Source organism: Novipirellula galeiformis (assembly GCF_007860095.1).
Classification (GTDB): domain Bacteria; phylum Planctomycetota; class Planctomycetia; order Pirellulales; family Pirellulaceae; genus Novipirellula; species Novipirellula galeiformis.
Genome location: NZ_SJPT01000001.1, coordinates 1,038,791 through 1,055,323 on the forward strand (window position 1 = coordinate 1,038,791; position 16,533 = coordinate 1,055,323).

15 protein-coding genes are annotated in these 16,533 nt (G+C 56.2%); 7 read left to right on the plus strand and 8 right to left on the minus strand.

Features of this window, described 5'->3' with window-relative positions; translation table 11 throughout:
- Positions 1-166 precede the first annotated feature (166 nt).
- Complete coding sequence (locus Pla52o_RS03730; RefSeq protein ID WP_146593201.1) at positions 167-454, plus strand: hypothetical protein; 288 nt, start codon at positions 167-169, stop codon at positions 452-454.
- Positions 455-500: 46 nt separating this feature from the next.
- Positions 501-1,190, plus strand: coding sequence for a glycine zipper domain-containing protein (locus tag Pla52o_RS03735; RefSeq protein WP_146593202.1), 690 nt, complete (start codon positions 501-503; stop codon positions 1,188-1,190).
- Positions 1,191-1,241: 51 nt separating this feature from the next.
- Here Pla52o_RS03735 and Pla52o_RS03740 read toward each other — a convergent pair whose 3' ends face one another.
- The 3 genes from Pla52o_RS03740 to Pla52o_RS03750 all read right to left on the minus strand — a co-directional run bounded on the left by Pla52o_RS03740 (position 1,242) and on the right by Pla52o_RS03750 (position 3,094).
- Positions 1,242-1,922 carry a histidine phosphatase family protein gene (locus Pla52o_RS03740; protein ID WP_146593203.1) on the minus strand — a complete coding sequence of 227 codons (681 nt, stop codon included), beginning with the start codon at positions 1,920-1,922 and terminating at the stop codon, positions 1,242-1,244.
- Positions 1,923-2,340: 418 nt separating this feature from the next.
- Entirely contained in the window at positions 2,341-2,730 is a 390-nt protein-coding gene (locus Pla52o_RS03745) for a hypothetical protein (RefSeq protein ID WP_146593204.1), read from the minus strand.
- The gene (locus tag Pla52o_RS03750; protein ID WP_146593205.1) at positions 2,711-3,094 is read right to left on the minus strand and encodes a hypothetical protein; all 384 of its coding nucleotides are present in this window, start codon (positions 3,092-3,094) and stop codon (positions 2,711-2,713) included. Before Pla52o_RS03750 ends, Pla52o_RS03745 begins: the two co-directional genes overlap by 20 nt.
- 434 nt (positions 3,095-3,528) lie before the next feature.
- Here Pla52o_RS03750 and Pla52o_RS03755 point away from each other — a divergent pair, with 434 nt between their 5' ends.
- The gene (locus tag Pla52o_RS03755; protein ID WP_146593206.1) at positions 3,529-6,039 is read left to right on the plus strand and encodes a DUF4838 domain-containing protein; all 2,511 of its coding nucleotides are present in this window, start codon (positions 3,529-3,531) and stop codon (positions 6,037-6,039) included.
- Positions 6,040-6,195: 156 nt separating this feature from the next.
- Here the strand turns inward: Pla52o_RS03755 and rpoN are convergent, their stop codons facing one another.
- The 4 genes from rpoN to Pla52o_RS03775 form a co-directional block, all read right to left on the minus strand.
- Positions 6,196-7,686 carry an RNA polymerase factor sigma-54 gene (gene rpoN, locus Pla52o_RS03760; RefSeq protein ID WP_449289953.1) on the minus strand — a complete coding sequence of 497 codons (1,491 nt, stop codon included), beginning with the start codon at positions 7,684-7,686 and terminating at the stop codon, positions 6,196-6,198.
- A gap of 166 nt (positions 7,687-7,852) precedes the next feature.
- Entirely contained in the window at positions 7,853-8,452 is a 600-nt protein-coding gene (gene recR, locus Pla52o_RS03765) for a recombination mediator RecR (protein WP_146593207.1), read from the minus strand.
- Between the two features lie 7 nt (positions 8,453-8,459).
- Entirely contained in the window at positions 8,460-8,816 is a 357-nt protein-coding gene (locus Pla52o_RS03770; RefSeq protein WP_146593208.1) for a YbaB/EbfC family nucleoid-associated protein, read from the minus strand.
- A 540-nt stretch (positions 8,817-9,356) separates the two neighbouring features.
- Positions 9,357-10,244 (minus strand): DUF1571 domain-containing protein, encoded by an 888-nt coding sequence (locus Pla52o_RS03775; protein WP_146593209.1) that lies wholly within the window; start codon positions 10,242-10,244, stop codon positions 9,357-9,359.
- A 396-nt stretch (positions 10,245-10,640) separates the two neighbouring features.
- Here Pla52o_RS03775 and Pla52o_RS03780 point away from each other — a divergent pair, with 396 nt between their 5' ends.
- On the plus strand, positions 10,641-11,372 hold the full coding sequence (locus tag Pla52o_RS03780; RefSeq protein WP_146593210.1) for a hypothetical protein: 732 nt from the start codon (positions 10,641-10,643) through the stop codon (positions 11,370-11,372).
- Positions 11,373-11,735: 363 nt separating this feature from the next.
- The gene (gene hemQ / locus Pla52o_RS03785) at positions 11,736-12,542 is read left to right on the plus strand and encodes a hydrogen peroxide-dependent heme synthase (RefSeq protein WP_146593547.1); all 807 of its coding nucleotides are present in this window, start codon (positions 11,736-11,738) and stop codon (positions 12,540-12,542) included.
- Between the two features lie 250 nt (positions 12,543-12,792).
- Here hemQ and Pla52o_RS03790 read toward each other — a convergent pair whose 3' ends face one another.
- On the minus strand, positions 12,793-13,716 hold the full coding sequence (locus Pla52o_RS03790; RefSeq protein WP_146593211.1) for a phosphoribosylaminoimidazolesuccinocarboxamide synthase: 924 nt from the start codon (positions 13,714-13,716) through the stop codon (positions 12,793-12,795).
- A gap of 194 nt (positions 13,717-13,910) precedes the next feature.
- Here Pla52o_RS03790 and Pla52o_RS03795 point away from each other — a divergent pair, with 194 nt between their 5' ends.
- Positions 13,911-15,407: a glycoside hydrolase family 10 gene (locus tag Pla52o_RS03795; protein ID WP_146593212.1), complete on the plus strand. Its 1,497-nt coding sequence runs from the start codon at positions 13,911-13,913 to the stop codon at positions 15,405-15,407.
- A 112-nt stretch (positions 15,408-15,519) separates the two neighbouring features.
- Complete coding sequence (locus Pla52o_RS03800; protein ID WP_146593213.1) at positions 15,520-16,488, plus strand: SMP-30/gluconolactonase/LRE family protein; 969 nt, start codon at positions 15,520-15,522, stop codon at positions 16,486-16,488.
- Positions 16,489-16,533: the final 45 nt, after the last annotated feature.

Consider the following 16,533-nt stretch of genomic DNA (forward strand, 5'->3'; position numbering starts at 1 on the left):
CGAGATGCATCCCCGCACGCGGACTAGTCGACATTATTTTATCGGCATTTCTTTCATCGTATGCAAAACTTTGATAACAAAGCTTTGCATGGGATCGTCAGCGCGGGGGCGGTGGTGATTGGTAAACGCAAAGCTATCCAATATCCCACCTAACGAGCCGTCTGCTATGAAACGTATTGCCGCTTTCTTGTTTGTCGTTGTCGCTGCGAACACACCTGTTTCCGCACGCAACCCATTCCAGTTGTTCCGATCGTCGACTCCTTCGCGACCTGCTCAACCCGCCCACTCACAACGTTCGGTAACCGAAAATCCGCTCAGCATGAGTGACGAACAGTTAGAGAAAACCTACGGGCCAAGCATTCTGGTGCGTGAGCTTCAAGTCGCTGAGGAAGCAAGCACGGCCAAAGCAAACACGGCGAATCGATTTGTAACTCAACCCGCAGGCGATCAATAGTGGACCGTTGAGTCGGTAGCTCCCTCTAGAAGCAAGGCGACCTGAGATGAACAAGAAGCACTTGATCGCGATCGTACTGGTTTGTTCGTCGCTGAATGTTGTCAACGCACAAGACCATACGCATCGGCGTCGAGGTGCGATCCTCGGCGGACTTGCCGGGGCCGCGATCGGCGCTGCGATTGGCGATAAGGGAAACAATGAAACTACCGGTGCGTTGATCGGGGGCGCCGTCGGCGCGATTGCCGGTGGCACGATCGGTAACGCTAAGGATGCACGGATCGAGCACAACCGAATCGATCACTCTGCTCCGCCCCAACACGTTCATTCATACCCTCGGTACACGCCGTCGGTCGATCCACATTCGGGCTATCCGCAGTACCGGTCAACGTCGCCGCATCACGTGCACCGCAGTGCGATGCCAGCACCGCCGCCAACGATCTATCAAAGTCGCCCCAATTGGCAAGCGGAATCACAGTACGTTGGCCCGCTGTCGCCATTGGACGTCGTCTCGATGAAACGCCGCGGAGTCTCGGACGTCGCGGTAGTCAAGCATCTGCAAACGTATGGCATTGTGATGCCGTTGAGCGTGCGGGACATCATTGGGATGCACGACCAAGGGGTTTCTGAATTTGTCATCGATGCCATGCAAGTTGCACCGGTGATGCAGCCCACACCGAGCTCGCCCATATTGAGCTCTCCCACGCTGAGCTCGCCCACACTTCACGGCCCTTCGTAACCGACGGGGGACACTCTCGCCCTTTGCGCGAGAAGTAGGGTGGCGTCAGATTCACGTCTCGTTGCCCGTCACCAACCGTGACGGCAAATGGCTCGCCGAATTCAGCCAATGCAGTTTCCACCCGTGGCCGTCGTAGTCCACCTTGGTGATGCCGGTATTGATGAGCGAGCCAATTTTTTCAACGTTGGTCACATTGGCAAGCATCTTCGTTAACAGACATCGTTTGAAGTCGGCGTGAATGACCGCGACGATTGTCTTGCCGCTTGATCCGAATGACTCAATCAGTCGCTCGGTGACGACGCCCGCTCGTGCGTTCGCTTGGTCATCGGTTTCTCGTGTGTTCCCCGCCCACCAGCCTGCGTCGGTGATCGATTCGTCAATGATGCAGTCGTGGGGAAGAGCGGAGAATTCCTTTTCAATACGGTCGCGTCCCATTCCGGGACCGCCTTCGGTAGCAGCGGGGCCGTGGCCACGGAAACAGCCTCCGCGTTCAAAGACATTGTGCCACACGTGAACGCGTTGCGGCGATTGGTCAACAATGAAGCGAGTGGTTTGGATCGATCGGCGAAACGGGCTGGTGATCAACGTGTCGATCCTGAGCGTGCTCGTCCACTTGGCTAGGTATTCCGATTGCAAGCGGCCACGCGCGGTGATCGCAGGATCCTCGATCCGTTGATAAGGCGGCATGGCATTGTTTTCACTTTCCGCGTGTCGAATCAGGTAAAGTTGCATCGTCGATCTAAATATCCGTTCGTACAGCCGAGTTTCCCCGGCGGCCCAGCCGCGGAATCACAGGCGTTTCGAATAAATGAAGAGGTGAACAACCGCAGCCATTCATGCCAATAAACCCAATCTTAGGGATCGCAAGCAATTTTGCGAGACGCCGCAGACCGCTTCCGCTGGCGTGACCCACGCTACGGCCGACGTGGGGCGTCGCCTTCGTTGCCACAATGTCCGCCCCTCGATCCCCTTTTTCGCTCCTGGGCACGCCGTCCTCACTGGTCATGCCGGTTTGCTTAGGCAAAGTGCTCGGTCTTGCGTTCTTGGCCCAGCAACATCGCTACGGCGACGATACGGGCCAACGAACGAAACCAGCTTCCGGCGGCGCGGTGACCTCTTTCGCTCCGTTTGTGCTCGAAGCACTATCGGGTCAGTGTCGCGACCGTGGTTGGCTAGCAACGCGGAGGCTTTCATAGCGGGCTAGCTTGAATTGTGCCAACGACCACGTCTTGGTGTCCTCACGGAGCGTGTGCCAAATCTCTGGAAAGCGGGCCGCATCGCTGGGGTCGGCACTCAACAACAACGAAACTTGGTGGCTCTGTTCTAGACGCCCAGGATGCATCCACGCGGCAAGCGTGGGCATCTGAGGGAGGCTTTCGATGAGACGAAATTGGTAGAGATTCAGAAGGGAAAGATGCTTGGAAGGGATCGTCAGGTCTTCGATAATCCACTTCGTTTGTCCCTGGATGTTCTCAGGTTTGATCGATACCGTGATGGGCTCATCATCAGGTCGATCCGATTCAATGACACGAACTTCCAAGCCGCCCGTTTTCGATCGTGAGCCGCCCACAAACGTCAGCGTCTGCGTCGACCTGCCGCTGGGCTTGTTCCGTGATATCCACAAAGCCATGCCCCTTCACCCAAACCGACCGTTTTTGGACTTTTGGAGGCCCCATCAGCGACGGTAAACCGATCGCGTTGAGCCCCCGGTTGATGGTCGCGTTTCTCTTAACGTCCGAATCCATCACCGACGTGTCGACTTGAATTGATTTGCCATTGTCGCGACGGTTGATTTCGTCACTGCTGTGATTTTGGCTAAAGAACAGTTCCATAAACGAGCCACCCGCAAAAGCAGAACTGGTTGCGATGGCGAAAATACAGACAGACAAGAGGATACGAAACACGGTTGGCTCCAACGATGAACAACATGAAGATGCAACGATCACTGACATCCGAGGATGTCAGTGATCGTTGCATCCAGGCGGTAAGTTCACGCCGTCAAAAAACGCCTATTTGCCCAGTGTTTCTAAAACTAAGATGGAGGTTTTCGGAAATTGCCGTGGAGTCGGAAAGCGAAATCACACCCTTTCCAAGGGCGGGTGTGGCACGCTGTCTCTCGCTGCCGATGAGAAAAGTCCTCGACAACGGGCAGCTCAATTGAAATCCGCTCCGGTGCCTTCGATTCCCACTCATTGGACTCGGTGTACCCATTGCCATAGGTCCGTGCGGGCGCAGTCGATCCTTCGATTTCCAAGGCCATTTTTGCGGCGGAGGGATTTGTCTTGTATAAAAAGCATCTTCGTCCATTGGGGTTCCCCTTCGAAAGATTGATTCCGCTATGTGTCGCATTGCACTTGTTGCCGTTTGTGGATTGTCGTTTTGGTTGTTTTGGGGAAATGCTTTGGCAGGGGCGGAACCCCCGACCGTCGAAATCTCGCGGCAATCCACTGCCGCGCTCGCGATCACGATCGGCGAGCAAGCGTCGCCGGACGTCAAAAAGTCCGCCGAGCAATTGGCGACGTATCTACAGAAGTTGAGCGGTGCCAAGTTTGCAGTACAAATCGGTGACGGGAGTAGCGGGATCATCGTCGGCCAACCCACTGACTTTACCCACTTGCCGTTTTCGTTGAGCTTTCAAACAGGCCCCTTTCACCGCGAGGACTACCTGCTGCGTTCGCACTCACAAGGCTTGTACTTGCTAGCCGCTTCGGATCTAGGCGTGTCGCACGCGGTTTGGGATCTGTTGTATCGACTTGGTTATCGCCAGTTTTTTCCGGGGCCGACGTGGGAGGTGATTCCTGAGACGCGCGATCTCAGTTTGGCGGTTGAGGCACGGCAGAGTCCCGACTTTTACTCACGCCGTATTTGGTACAACTGGGGGCTGTGGGGCTACAACAACGAGCCGTATCAACAATGGTGCATTCGCAACCGCGCGACCCAAGGGTTTCAGCTCCGTAGCGGTCACGCTTACGGTGGTATTCTCGCGGCCAATCGGGCTGCCTTTACAGCTCATCCTGAATACTTTGCCGAGATCGACGGAGAGCGACGGACCGAGGGAGGCGATCTCAAATTCTGTATCTCCAACCCCGGCCTTCGCAAGTTGGTCGTGGATCATGCCGTGCGGCGGGTCCAGGCCGCGCCCGATCAGGACAGTATCTCGATGGACCCCAGCGATGGCGGCAATTGGTGCACTTGCGAGGCTTGCCGACAAATGGGCAGCCCCAGCGATCGCGCCCTGACACTGGCCAACGAAGTCGCTCGAGCGATCAATGCGCTTGGATTAGGGGACAAGTATGTCGGCATGTATGCTTACAATGAGCACTCGCCGCCGCCTAAGATCGAGGCCGATCCGCATGTGATCATCAGCGTCACGACGGCCTTCCTGCGCGGTGGATTCACGTTCGATCAAATCATTGAAGGTTGGCAAGCTCGAGGCGCCACGACCGGGGTGTATGATTATTTAAGTGTGGTCGCTTGGGATTGGAACTTGCCTCGCGGGGGTAAAGCCGCACGAATCGCCCAGGTTCAATCTTCGTTGCCACGGTTTTACCAACAGGGCGCCCGCTTCTACGATGCAGAATCCGGCGACTGCTGGGGACCCTGTGGGCTCGGCTACTTTTTGGCCAGCCGGCTGATGTGGGACGTCGACGAAGCCGACCAAACCGACGCCATCATCGAAGACTTTCTCGACCGCGCGTTCGGGTCAGCGAAAGAACCGATGCGTGAGTTCTATCGATTGATCAATCAAGACGACAGCCGCCGCCCGCCGTCCGATTTGGTGGGACGGATGTATCTCACGCTGGAAAGAGCAAAAGCAGCGACCCAGGATCACCGCATTCATGCCCGCTTGGATGACTTGATTCTGTACACCCGCTATGCCGAACTGTACTACGGGTTCGCCGCCGGCCAAACGTCGCTGGAAAAGGTGGCGAGCCATGCCTATCGAATTCGTAAAACGATGATGGTTCACAGCTATGGGCTGTGGGCAAGGTTGGTCAGCCAACAGGCGGCATTGACCGAGGGACATCCCTGGAAACGCGAAGAGCCGTTCACGTCGGCGGAGATCACGCAAATTCTGAAACAGGGGATTGCCCAGAACCAACCGGTCGATCCCGGCTTTGAAAGTGTCACGTTCAGTAAAAATTTGGTGCCGGCGACCGGCTTGAAATTACCCGAGGTCGAGCCCGGCCATTGGCCCAACCGTCCCCAAGATCGACAGCACTATTACATTTGGCTTGGCGAAGAGGACAAGCCGCTGAACTTGAACGTGCGCGTCGAAAAAGTTTGGGCCAACCGGCCGCCGAAATTGAGTCTGTATTCGCCGCAAGAAGTCAAAATCGAGCCCGTCGCGATCGACGACAGTTACTTGCCCGATGGTGTCGAACGGACGCTAACGCTGGAGACCCCCTACCAGGGTTTACATCGCGTCGAGACCATCGACGGTGGTGACTACACGTCCATTCGCTGGCCACCGAAGTTGCCGGTCACGGTGGAGTCGGGAATTGACACTCCCAATGTGACAACTCATTTTCGCGGCCAATGGTCGCTGTATTTTTATGTCCCCAAAGGGACCGCGATCGTTGGTGGTTGGGCGTCACGGATCGCTAATTGGGCGCCGCGCATCTCGGGCAAACTGCTCGATGGTTCGGGCCGTGAGCGGCTGGATTTTGGTACCGCCCAAGAGGGCTGGTTCAATGTCTCGGTGCCGGAAGGCGAAGACGGAAAACTGTGGAAATTTGAACACAGCCAGGGGCAGCGTCTGTTGATGACCGTTCCGCCCTATCTGGCTCGCAGCCCCGAAGCGTTGCTGTTGCCCGCCGAAGTCGTACAGCAGGATTCGCAGCCATGAGCTACGCGTCTGATCCTACGCGCGTCTGATCCTACGCGAGTCATGGCTCCAAGCGTCTTGTTCCTCGCTGGCCACTTCGAGCAGGGAGGCCACTTCGAGCGGGGACGCGAACTCTCAATCTCGTCCGCCGTGCTTTTGCTCTGCGGACACGCGCGGCTATTTTTTAACGAGCGACCAATCGCGGCGTTGCCGACTGCTGGGAATGCCCATGCGTTTTCGGTATTTGGTGACCGTGCGGCGGGCGACCGTCATGCTGGCCTTCTTGAGTTCGTCGACCAGTTGTTCGTCGCTGTAAGGGTTGCTCTTGTCTTCCTTGTCGATTAGCTCTTGCAACCGCAACCGAATCGTGTCCCAGGCGACATCGTCCCCATCCTCGGTCTGGGTTCCGCCGACGAAGAATCGTTTCAGCGGCAAGATGCCACGTGGCGTTTGGATCCATTTGTCATCAACCGCTCGGCTGACCGTGGTGACATGCACTCCGACCTTGTCAGCGATTTGTTGCATCTTCAACGGTTCGATGGCCTCGGGACCTTCGTCGAGAAACCTTTTTTGATGCACGACAATGGCTTCGGCCACCTTCGTCAACGTACTGCGCCGCTGTTCGATCGAGTCGATCAACCATTGCGCACTACTGATTTTCTGTTTGATAAACTCGCGTTCTTCCGCAGTACTGGTGGGGTCTTGCAACCGACTGCGGTAATACTCGCTGATGAACAATTGCGGGACACGGTCATCATCGAGCCGAACTTTGTATTCCCCATCATCGTCTTGTTCTAAGATGATGTCGGGCGTGACATTGGGAACGTAGGTTTCCATGAACGCTGCACCCGGTTTCGGATTGAGCGTGTGCAGTTCTTCGCGAATCGCCTGGATCTGTTCGATCGAGAAGTTCGTTTTCTTGGCGATTTGCGGCAATCGGTTCTCTGCCAAATCGATCAAGTGCGAGCGGATGAGCGTCTTCATCTCTTCGTAATGAGGATGCGTGGGCAGCAACTGATTCATCAGACACTCGCTCAGATCCCTTGCCGCGATGCCGGCCGGTTCCAATGATTGAACGATTCCCAACGCTTTCTCGGCGAGATGCAGGTCTTCGTCGCTGTGGCCGGCCGATAGCAAGTCGATCAACGGCGTGCGCAGGTATCCACCATCGCGTGCATCAAGCGTGCTAATGATCCGTTCGGCGAGCTTTTCGACGCGATCATCAATGTCCATCTCGGCCAGTTGATGAAGCAGGAAGTCATTCAACGACTCCGGTCGCGATTGAGCGTTAGCCATCAAATCGTGTCGGCGATCGGCGTCGTCCTGCATCCGGTTGGATGAGCGGCGGAACGAATCGTCAAAGGTGCTCGGCAACTCATTGACCATCTTTTCCAAACGCTCGAAATCGTCTTGGTTGTCGTGGTCGTTGTCGACCACCAACTCCTTCTCGTTTTCGCTCCGCGTATCGGGCGACGGCCCTTCGTCATCAAGACTATCCGGTTCGGAGGGATCGACGTCTTGTTGTTCTAACAGCGGATTTTCATTCATCTCCTGCTCGATGCGTTCCTGCAGCGCCAATGTGGGCAATTGCAGAATCTCCATCGATTGGATCATCCGCGGGGCCAACTTTTGAACCTGCATTTGCCGGGCCTGAAGACCCATCGACATCCGCATTGTTGCATTCTCTGAATTAGGAGGAGTGGGATTCCTGACGCCGCCAGCCCCGAGTGAGACGATGCGATGCAGGTGTATCGCAATTCTACCAGCACGAACCGTGCCATTGGAGGCAAAATGTGGCTTGGATTAAGAAAAATCTTTTATCTGCAAGCGAACCTTAGAGTTTTTGCCGGCCCGTCAAGGCATCGGCAATCATTTCACGGTTGGCATATTCGAGCACACTGCCCGCCGTGATGCCCCGGGCCAAGCGGGTAATCTCGACCGGATACTCGCTCAGCAGATTGGAGATGTACAAGGAGGTTCCGTCTCCCTCGACCGTGGGGTTTGTCGCCATGATCACTTCGACGAATTTTCCCTTCCGCACCCGTTCGACCAAGGGGTCGATGGTCAATTGGTCGGGGCCGATTCCGTCAAGGGGAGCGATCCGCCCTAACAGTACGTGGTAGACCCCTCGAAAGACGCTCGATTGTTCAAGACTCATCAGATCGCGAGGTTGCTCGACGATACACAGCCGGGTCCGATCTCGGCTGGGGTCGGCACAAATCGTACAGAGTTCGGATTCGGAGAGGTTGAAACAGGCGGAGCAATAGCGGACATCTTTACGGACCCGGCGAATGGCATCGGCCAATCCGAGCGCCTCGTGCTCGCTGACGCGCAACAGGTGGAACGCCAATCGCTCAGCGCTTTTGCGTCCGATTCCAGGCAATCGTCCCAGTTGTTCAACCAATTCAGAAACAGCGCCGGCGTGATTGCTCATCGTTGAATTAAACGCCTCCGGTTAAGTTTGCCAAAATTCCATCCAATCCCGGAACGTTCATATCCAAGTCGGAAACCATCTGACTGATGCCGTCGGCATACAATTGCTTCGCGGCCGCTCCGGCCACGTTGGTGGCTTCGAGAACCAATGGCTCAAGCGCTTCGCTGGAATGCTCGCCACGGATCTGTACCGATTGTACCTGACCCAATCCATTCATCAAAACCGTGACTTCGGAATCGGCGGAGCTGCCGGTCACGGTTTCGTCCTTCATCTGCTCGTGGAGTTGCTTCAATTTGTCGGGCAGTTTTTGAAAAGATCCCACCATCGATGCGATATTGCCGAGATTGCCAAGTCCTTTGAACATAAAAACGCCTAATGGAATAAAAGGTGGAAGGAGAGGACGGGGGAATTGGAAAATCGTCGGCGGATTGTAACCCTTGGGCAAATGATCCCCAACCGGGATCACCACGCTGCATTCTAAGCTGCCCGTTTCTAGCTGCCCGTTTCTAGCTGCCCGAATTCTAAGCGGCCCAAAGAGAAACGCGAGGGCCGTGCGGCGGTTCGCTGGGTCCCGTTGCCGACGTGTCGCTGAGCATAAAAACTTCGCCGCAGTTTCCCTTGGACAGTTCCCGCCTTGGGCAACACGCGAGGCATGTTGGCGCAAAGTCGCTTAGCGCGAAGCTTGTTTGCCTGAGCCCGTGCGGTGCGGTTCCCTAACCACCCCGAAGGGACGCTTCGAAACCGATCAGGACCGATTTGACAAGTGCCGATCTGACAAGGATCAAACTAACAAGGACCATGGCGATCGGCTGACGGACCAATGGGGCTGACGCGAAGGAGCCCTTAGCTGCGAAGTGGACCCTTCGCTGCCAAGCGGTTCGTTGGAAACGGAAGTTAGGCCGCTCTACTTGGAGTGGAAATTGTAGACGGAGTTGTATTGATCAAAGTCCGAATCGCTCAGTCCGACGTTCACCTTCAAGTCGAGATAGGTGTACTCTTCGATGACTTCCAATGGGGCTCCGGCACGCTTCGGCCAATCGTACGCGACATAGCGAATCGGTAGATTTAGTTCGTCGTCAATGAAAATCTGAGCCTGGTGGAATTCAGCGCCGGGGGTAGGCGTGGGCTGTGTCACATGCAATACGGTACAAACCCGGCCTTTCACGTGCGCGTTTTTGCGGAACTCACACGTGACTCCCGGGTTCTGTTTGGCTTGCTGGCCACGTTCGATCAACTTGACGATCAGGTTTTCGAGCCCAATCTCGGTCATCGGATAACGCTGGCCACGCATGGCCAGCATCCCGTCTGGAGGAATCGTCACCGTAGGCAGGAACTTGCCTTTGAATCCTCCTTCGTGAGCGACGATGTTGCCATCGTTTTGGTTCTCCACAAACAAAACTTCGCGTCCTTTGACGCTGGTAGGCTTGAGGAAACCAAGGTAGACACTCAACGGTTGAGTGATTTGTCCACCGTCCATCTTGCGATTACGAACTTTCGCATACATGTACTCGTAATCGCCAAGGGTGTCGCCCACACGCTCTCGCTTCACCAGGATGGCGGTGTAGTCGTTGATATTCGCGCGGCAATGCGTCAAGGCATTCGTCGCGATGTCCAGGGCGCGGTCCAACGGATGTTGGGTCAGGTGTTTTGGGGTCAGGCTTGCGGCATTCGCGACGCGATGGATGGGTTCGACGAGTTGAGGTTCTTCGCCGCGCGCTGTGGCTGTACCAAGCGCAGCGGTGACCGAAAAGGAACCCATAAGAGCGACAAAGCGGCGGCGTTGCATATTCATTAGTTCTTCCTTGAGTAATGTTGCGGCCTCCGTTGCCGCCTCTTCCTGTTCTATCGCCGAATCCGAGATCGAACTATCGCCGAATTGGAACGCGATTCGTCAAAAGTGGGGGGCGCGGCGGTCACCAATCGCGTAACCGGCGCATTCCGAACCCGGAGTACGATGACCCGCGTTTCAGCCAATAGCAAACTTCGTATCTTGAATACTTTGCTTAGCTTCACCATACGTTTCCCGACAATGGCGTTTCCAGGGCAATCCTTACAAAGAACTTGAAAAATCCTGACTCTCGCTAACTTGGGGCCATCTTGGATTTTTCTCCTGAAGAGGACGGTGTAAACCAACCGATGAGTAAAAAGGTGGTCTTCGTTAAAAAGCCACCAGTTTACCCAGGTTACCATGAGCCGAGTTCTTGAAATGATGGCAATTCGTATCGAATCAAGTTGGCAGCGTTGCGTGTTTTCGTTGCTCGCTCTGGCAGTCGCCTGTGAGGTGTCGCCCGCTCGGGCGGACGATAGGTCGCCCGCGGAATTACGGGCGCGTCGAGCCTGGACGCCCGTGCCCGCTTCAAACCAGCCTCCGCAACCGCTGCGCGATCCAGCCGATTGGCCGCAACCGGTGCGGCACGCCCCCGTTGCGTCGTCGCGGTCCCCCGTTCAAGTTGGCAATGCAGCGACTCGTTCTCAACAAATCCGTTTGGCTTCCGGCACGTCCGCTGCCACCCAATCCGAGAGTGGATCGCCATTTCGATCCGATCGCCCTCTGCATCAAAGGCCGACAAACGTGTCGGAGCATCCCGGCGATCCCGCGAGCCAGAACGTCGGTTTGCTTTCGGATCTATTCGGCGGGACGCTTGGGCCGGAGGACCCAACGCCGACGCACCGTGTGATTCGGTCGCCTGAATTGAGTCTGCCTAAAAACAAGCTGAGTGCCCGTTACGCTGAAACGCATCCTCCGCATGCGTCGCACCAGCAACGCAACATCGGTACGCCGGCGCTGATTCCCAATGCCAAGGAAAGCTCGAGCTGGAAGACGCCCTACTCATATGGCTATTTTGGCGCTAGCGGCAAGCGGAGCTGGTCCAAGCACACCGGCTATCGCGATCGTTATACCCAATGGACTTTGGAGTAGGCGGACCTTGGAGTAGGCGGTTTGAGGATAGATGCCCCGCCGGTGGACACGTCACCGTGGCTTAGGTTGATGGTGCGTGTCCAGTCCCACGGTGGGTTTCCTGCCCCAGGTTGGATCGTGCCCATCGCATTGTTCGAATGAGACTCGGTCGATTCGCCCTTCTGGCAAAGAGCACCGCGGTCGGGGTACCATGTTTACTCCTGATTTCTGTTGCTTGTATCTGTTGCCACCCCCCTTCCTTGATAGCGATTTAAGATGACCACTCCCGATCCATCCGCTGGGCGTCCTGTCCCCTCTACTGCTGCGTCGCCTGCGGGGCGTCCAACTTCGGGACGTCCGTCGCCAGGGCATCGTGGGGCGCCGTTGCCCGAGCCATCGACCGTTCCTGAAACCGGCTGGCATTGCGGCCATTATTTTTATCGCTTCCGTCGCGAATCGCTCTCGGGGCGTTTGAGTCAGGAGTGCCAAACTCAATTCAAGGCAGCGTTGCAGCCAGCCGCGGAGCTTGCGCCCGAGCGATTGGGGACGTATTGGACCAGCGGCCATCGAGCCGATTTTGCGGTGATGATCATGGATCCCGATCCCGCCAAGGTCGATGCCGTTCACCAGCGGCTGATCGCGCCGCCGTTGGGGCAATTCATCGAAGCCACATGGTCCTTTGTTTCGCTGAGCGAAGTCAGTGAGTACGTTCCTACGATCGAAGAGTATGAGCGACGTTTGATCGCCGGTGGCGAAGTGGCCGGTTCAGCCGAAGTCGCGGCCAAAGTTGGTGCCTATGAGCGACGTTTGCCCATGATGAACGAACAGCGGTTGCGTCCCGATTTTCCCGATTGGCCATCGGCATGTTTTTACCCGATGAGCAAAAGCCGCGTGGTCGGCGCCAACTGGTTCACCGAGCCGTTCAGCGCGAGGAATGCGATGATGGCCGAGCACGCGCAAAGCGGGATGGCGTTTGCCGGAAAGGTCAGCCAATTGATTACCGTCGGCGTCGGAATCGACGATTGGGAGTGGATGGTCACCCTATGGGGGCGAAATCCCGAGTACCTCAAAGAGATCGTCTACAAGATGCGGTTCGACGAGGCGAGCGCGAAGTATGGCGAATTCGGGCCGTTTTACGTGGGCTATCGAGCTGGTGCTGAGGAAATCCTCGAGCATTGTCAACTGAAGTAGGCCCCCATCGAAACCGCACTCTTGGGTGACACAGCGCACTCTTGGGTGACACAGCGAAGCGGAGGTTTTGCGGCGAAGTCTTGCGGCAAGCGGAAGTCATGCGGCGAAGCGGAGCACGCTCGCCGCGAGCCTCCTCCGCTGGCAAACCTCCTCAGCTGGCAAACCTCGTCTGACGGCAAACCTCGTCTGACGGCAAACCTCGTCTGACGGCAAACCTCGTCTGAGGCGAGGCCGATTCCTTTGTCACCGATCACGCCAAGGTCTCGCCCGTGATCCGCTGGAACGCTTCGTTGTACTTTGCCGCGGTCCGCTCGATCACTTCCGCGGGCAGCGCAGGTGGATCGGATTGTTTGTCCCAACCACAGTTGGACAAATACTCGCGAACGAATTGCTTGTCAAAGGAGGGCTGAGCCGCTCCCGGCGAATAGGTCGCTGCGTCCCAGAACCGCGAGCTGTCGGGGGTCAAGACTTCGTCGACTAACACGATCTCACCCGCGACGATTCCGAATTCGAATTTTGTGTCGGCGATGATCAATCCCTTGGAAGCAGCATGCTCAGAGGCTTCGCGGTAGATCCTCAAGCTTTCCTCGCGAAGTTTTTCGGCGAGCGGTTGGCCGATGTCGTTAGCCATCCGAGCGAAGGTCACGTTTTCGTCGTGTCCCTGCTCCGCCTTTGTGGCGGGAGTAAAAATCGGCTGTGGCAACGCGTCACACTGTCTCAGCCCCTCCGGCAGAGGGTTTCCACACACTTCACCGGTCGCTTGGTATTCCTGCAATCCGCTTCCTTCGAGATAGCCACGCACGACGCATTCAAACGGCACCACGTCGGCCTTTTCGACAATCATCGTCCTGCCTTCGAGCGGCGAGGTGTCGAATTTTTGCGACAATTCCAGCGGGATCTCGGTCGACTTCAAATGATGGCGGCCTTTGAGGATCGAGAACCAAAAGCGGCTCATTTGCGTCAATAAACGCCCTTTATTGGGAATCCCGCTGGGCAAAATGTAGTCAAAGGCGCTAATCCGATCGCTGCTGACGATCATCAAACGGTCGCCGAGATCGTAGACATCTCGCACCTTGCCGCTGCGGCGGTCCATCGGCAAATGGGTCGCTAGCAGCGCGCCGGAGGGATCGAACTCGTACAGGCCTTGGTCGGTGGATTCGTTGAGGTTGCTCATTCGTTTACTTTGCCAAAACGTGGGGCACTCGGCAACGGGCCTCGGCTCGCGATTCTGTTGTTTAGAAAGTACAATGTCGCTTGCTGAAACGCGGATGACGACGCGCCGGGAATAATACGTTATCTTCTTCCCGTTCATTTTCAGTTGCGGACGCGCATGGATCACCTACTTCGGAATTAGCCTGGCAAGACACTATGGGACAGTTTTTCTTTGATGTCCCTGAGACGGCACAAGATTTTATCAGCCGTTCGCTTTGGAAAGATGCCTATATCAGCGGTATCGAAGGGGTGCCTTGGCAATCGCGAAATGAATTTGATGGCTCACGACTAACGATCACACGCGGCATCGAATCCTCTGGCAAGTTGTATTTAGCGTGTCCCATTGAGGGGGTCGGCTATTGCACGCTGAACACGTGTAGTTTGCGCCCGCTGCAGGAAACCCATTTGCTCCCTTTGGAACTGGCCCGCGGCAGTTGCTATCGAGCCCGGATTCAATCCGATGCTTGGGAACGCGCCGGGTTGACGCTCAGCAGTCGGTTCCTTGACCTGTTGAGCGAGGGAACCGAGCGTTTTCTCGAGGCGGCTCAGCGGCGGGGGGATCCCGCGGTGGCATCGGAGTTTGCGATCGAAGCGATCTCGATTCTCGAGCAAGCCAATGCCGAGCTCGGTGATAGTTATGCGGTCCAGTCGATTGCGTTTCGAAAACAACGTGAGACGCAAATCGGCACGTTGTTAGGCGCCGCGGTGATTCCGCCCAGCCCCACGGATTCGGAACATGAACCCACGTATTGTTCGGCATTCAATTCCGCTGCGGTGCGTTTGAGCTGGGCCGATATTGAAACCGATTCTGGACGATTTGATTGGGATGCCGCCGAAGCTTCGATCCGTTGGTGCGCCTCCAAAGGCTTGCGCGTGATCGGGGGACCGTTGCTGGACTTTCGCGAGCGGTTGATGCCGCATTGGTTGTACTTGCTCGAAGATGATTTTGAGTCGTTGTTGCAATCGGTGTGTCATTTCGCCGAGCGGACGGTGATGAAATTGCGAGGTTCGGTTCAGCTTTGGAATTGTGCGTCGGGACTCAATACGCCTGGCCCACTAAAACTCGACGATGAACAAGTGATGCGATTGGCGGTGGGGATTTTACAGACGGTTCGTCGCAATGATCCCAACACGCCTGCGATCATGATGTTCGATCAGCCGTTTGGCGAGTATTTGGCAAAGGATCGCGACGGTATCTCACCGCTTCACTTTGCCGATGCGATCGCTCGCAGCGGGCTGGGAATGGCCGGTTTGGGGTTGGAGATTCGAATCAATTACGCCAGCGGTGCTACGCTGCCACGATCGGCCATTGATTTTGGTCAGATGATCGATCGCTGGGGAACGCTGGGGATGCCACTGCTTGTCCAATTGGCGATCCCCGGTGACCGTGGACCCGACGAGAAAGCGGTCTATCCGCTTGAGACGCTTCCGGCGACCGCCTCGGAGCTCGATTTGAGCTCCGAGCAATTGCGAATCGCGAGTCCCTTGATCCGCACCCTGCTTGCCAAACATATCGTGCACGGCATTGTTTGGGACGGTTGGTCCGATGCGTTACCGCACGTGCTGAGCCACTCCGGTCTAATCGATGCGGATAATAAGCCTCGTCCGTTGTTGGACTATCTGACGCGTGTGCGACGTGACTTCTTAGCTTAGAATTGCTTCTCTGTAATCGCTCTCCCCCTGGTACGCGTTGGCCATCGTTGGCCCGAGCGTCGGACCCGGGGCGTCGACTTTGTCCCACCACTCGTGAGTGAAGGTTTTTAGAATGAAGCGAACTGTCTTGCTGCGCCTCGTGGTGCGAACCGCTGCGGTGACTGTCTTGGTTGCGTTGCTCGCCGGCGGTCATGGCTTCGCCAAAGAAACAACGTCATCGAATCAAACGTCGGCGTCGGCGGATGCGATTTTCCCGGTCGGTGATGTCGAATTGGTCAAAGATGGCTTCCAATTCACCGAAGGACCCGCCTGGGATGAGTCCGGCATTCTTTACTTTTCCGATATCCCCAACACGGCGATTCACCGAGTGCATGCCGATGGAACGGTGGACGTCTTTACCCTTGAATCCAAACACACCAACGGGATCGTGGTCGCCGCGGATGGCCGGATTTTGGCTTGCCAAATGGATGGACAGGTTGTCGTCTATGACAAAAACGACGCCTCCGCGACGGTGCTTGCCAATGCGTACGAAGGCAAACGCTTTAATGCTCCCAACGATTTGGTGATCGACAAACAAGGTGGGATTTATTTTACCGACCCACTGTACCGTGCACCCACGCCGCTGCCCCAAGGGATTCAAGCGGTTTATTACATTGCCAACAACGGGGACGTCACCCGAGTGACCGCAGGCATCGATGCGCCCAATGGCATCGGTTTGTCGCCGGACGGAAAGAAGCTCTACGTTTGTCCGAGCAAGCAAGCCGAGATGCTTGTCTACGATGTCTTGTCCGACGGCAAGCTCAGTGATGGCAAAATGTTTTGTCGGCTGACGCAGCCCCAGGGCAAACGCGACACCGGAGCCGATGGGATCACGTTGGATGTCCAAGGCAACGTGTACATCACCACCCATCTCGGCGTCGAGATTTTTTCGCCGGCGGGAAAATCGGTCGGCTTGGTGCGATTTCCGCATCAGCCAGCGAACGTCACCTTTGGCGGCGCCGATCGCAAGACGATGTACGTGACCGCGCGCGGCGCGGTCTATCGTGTCAAAATGCCGATTGCTGGATTGGCATCGAATTAGCGCATTTTGAAAAAGCACCTAGGCTCAGAAAAAGTAGCTACGTTA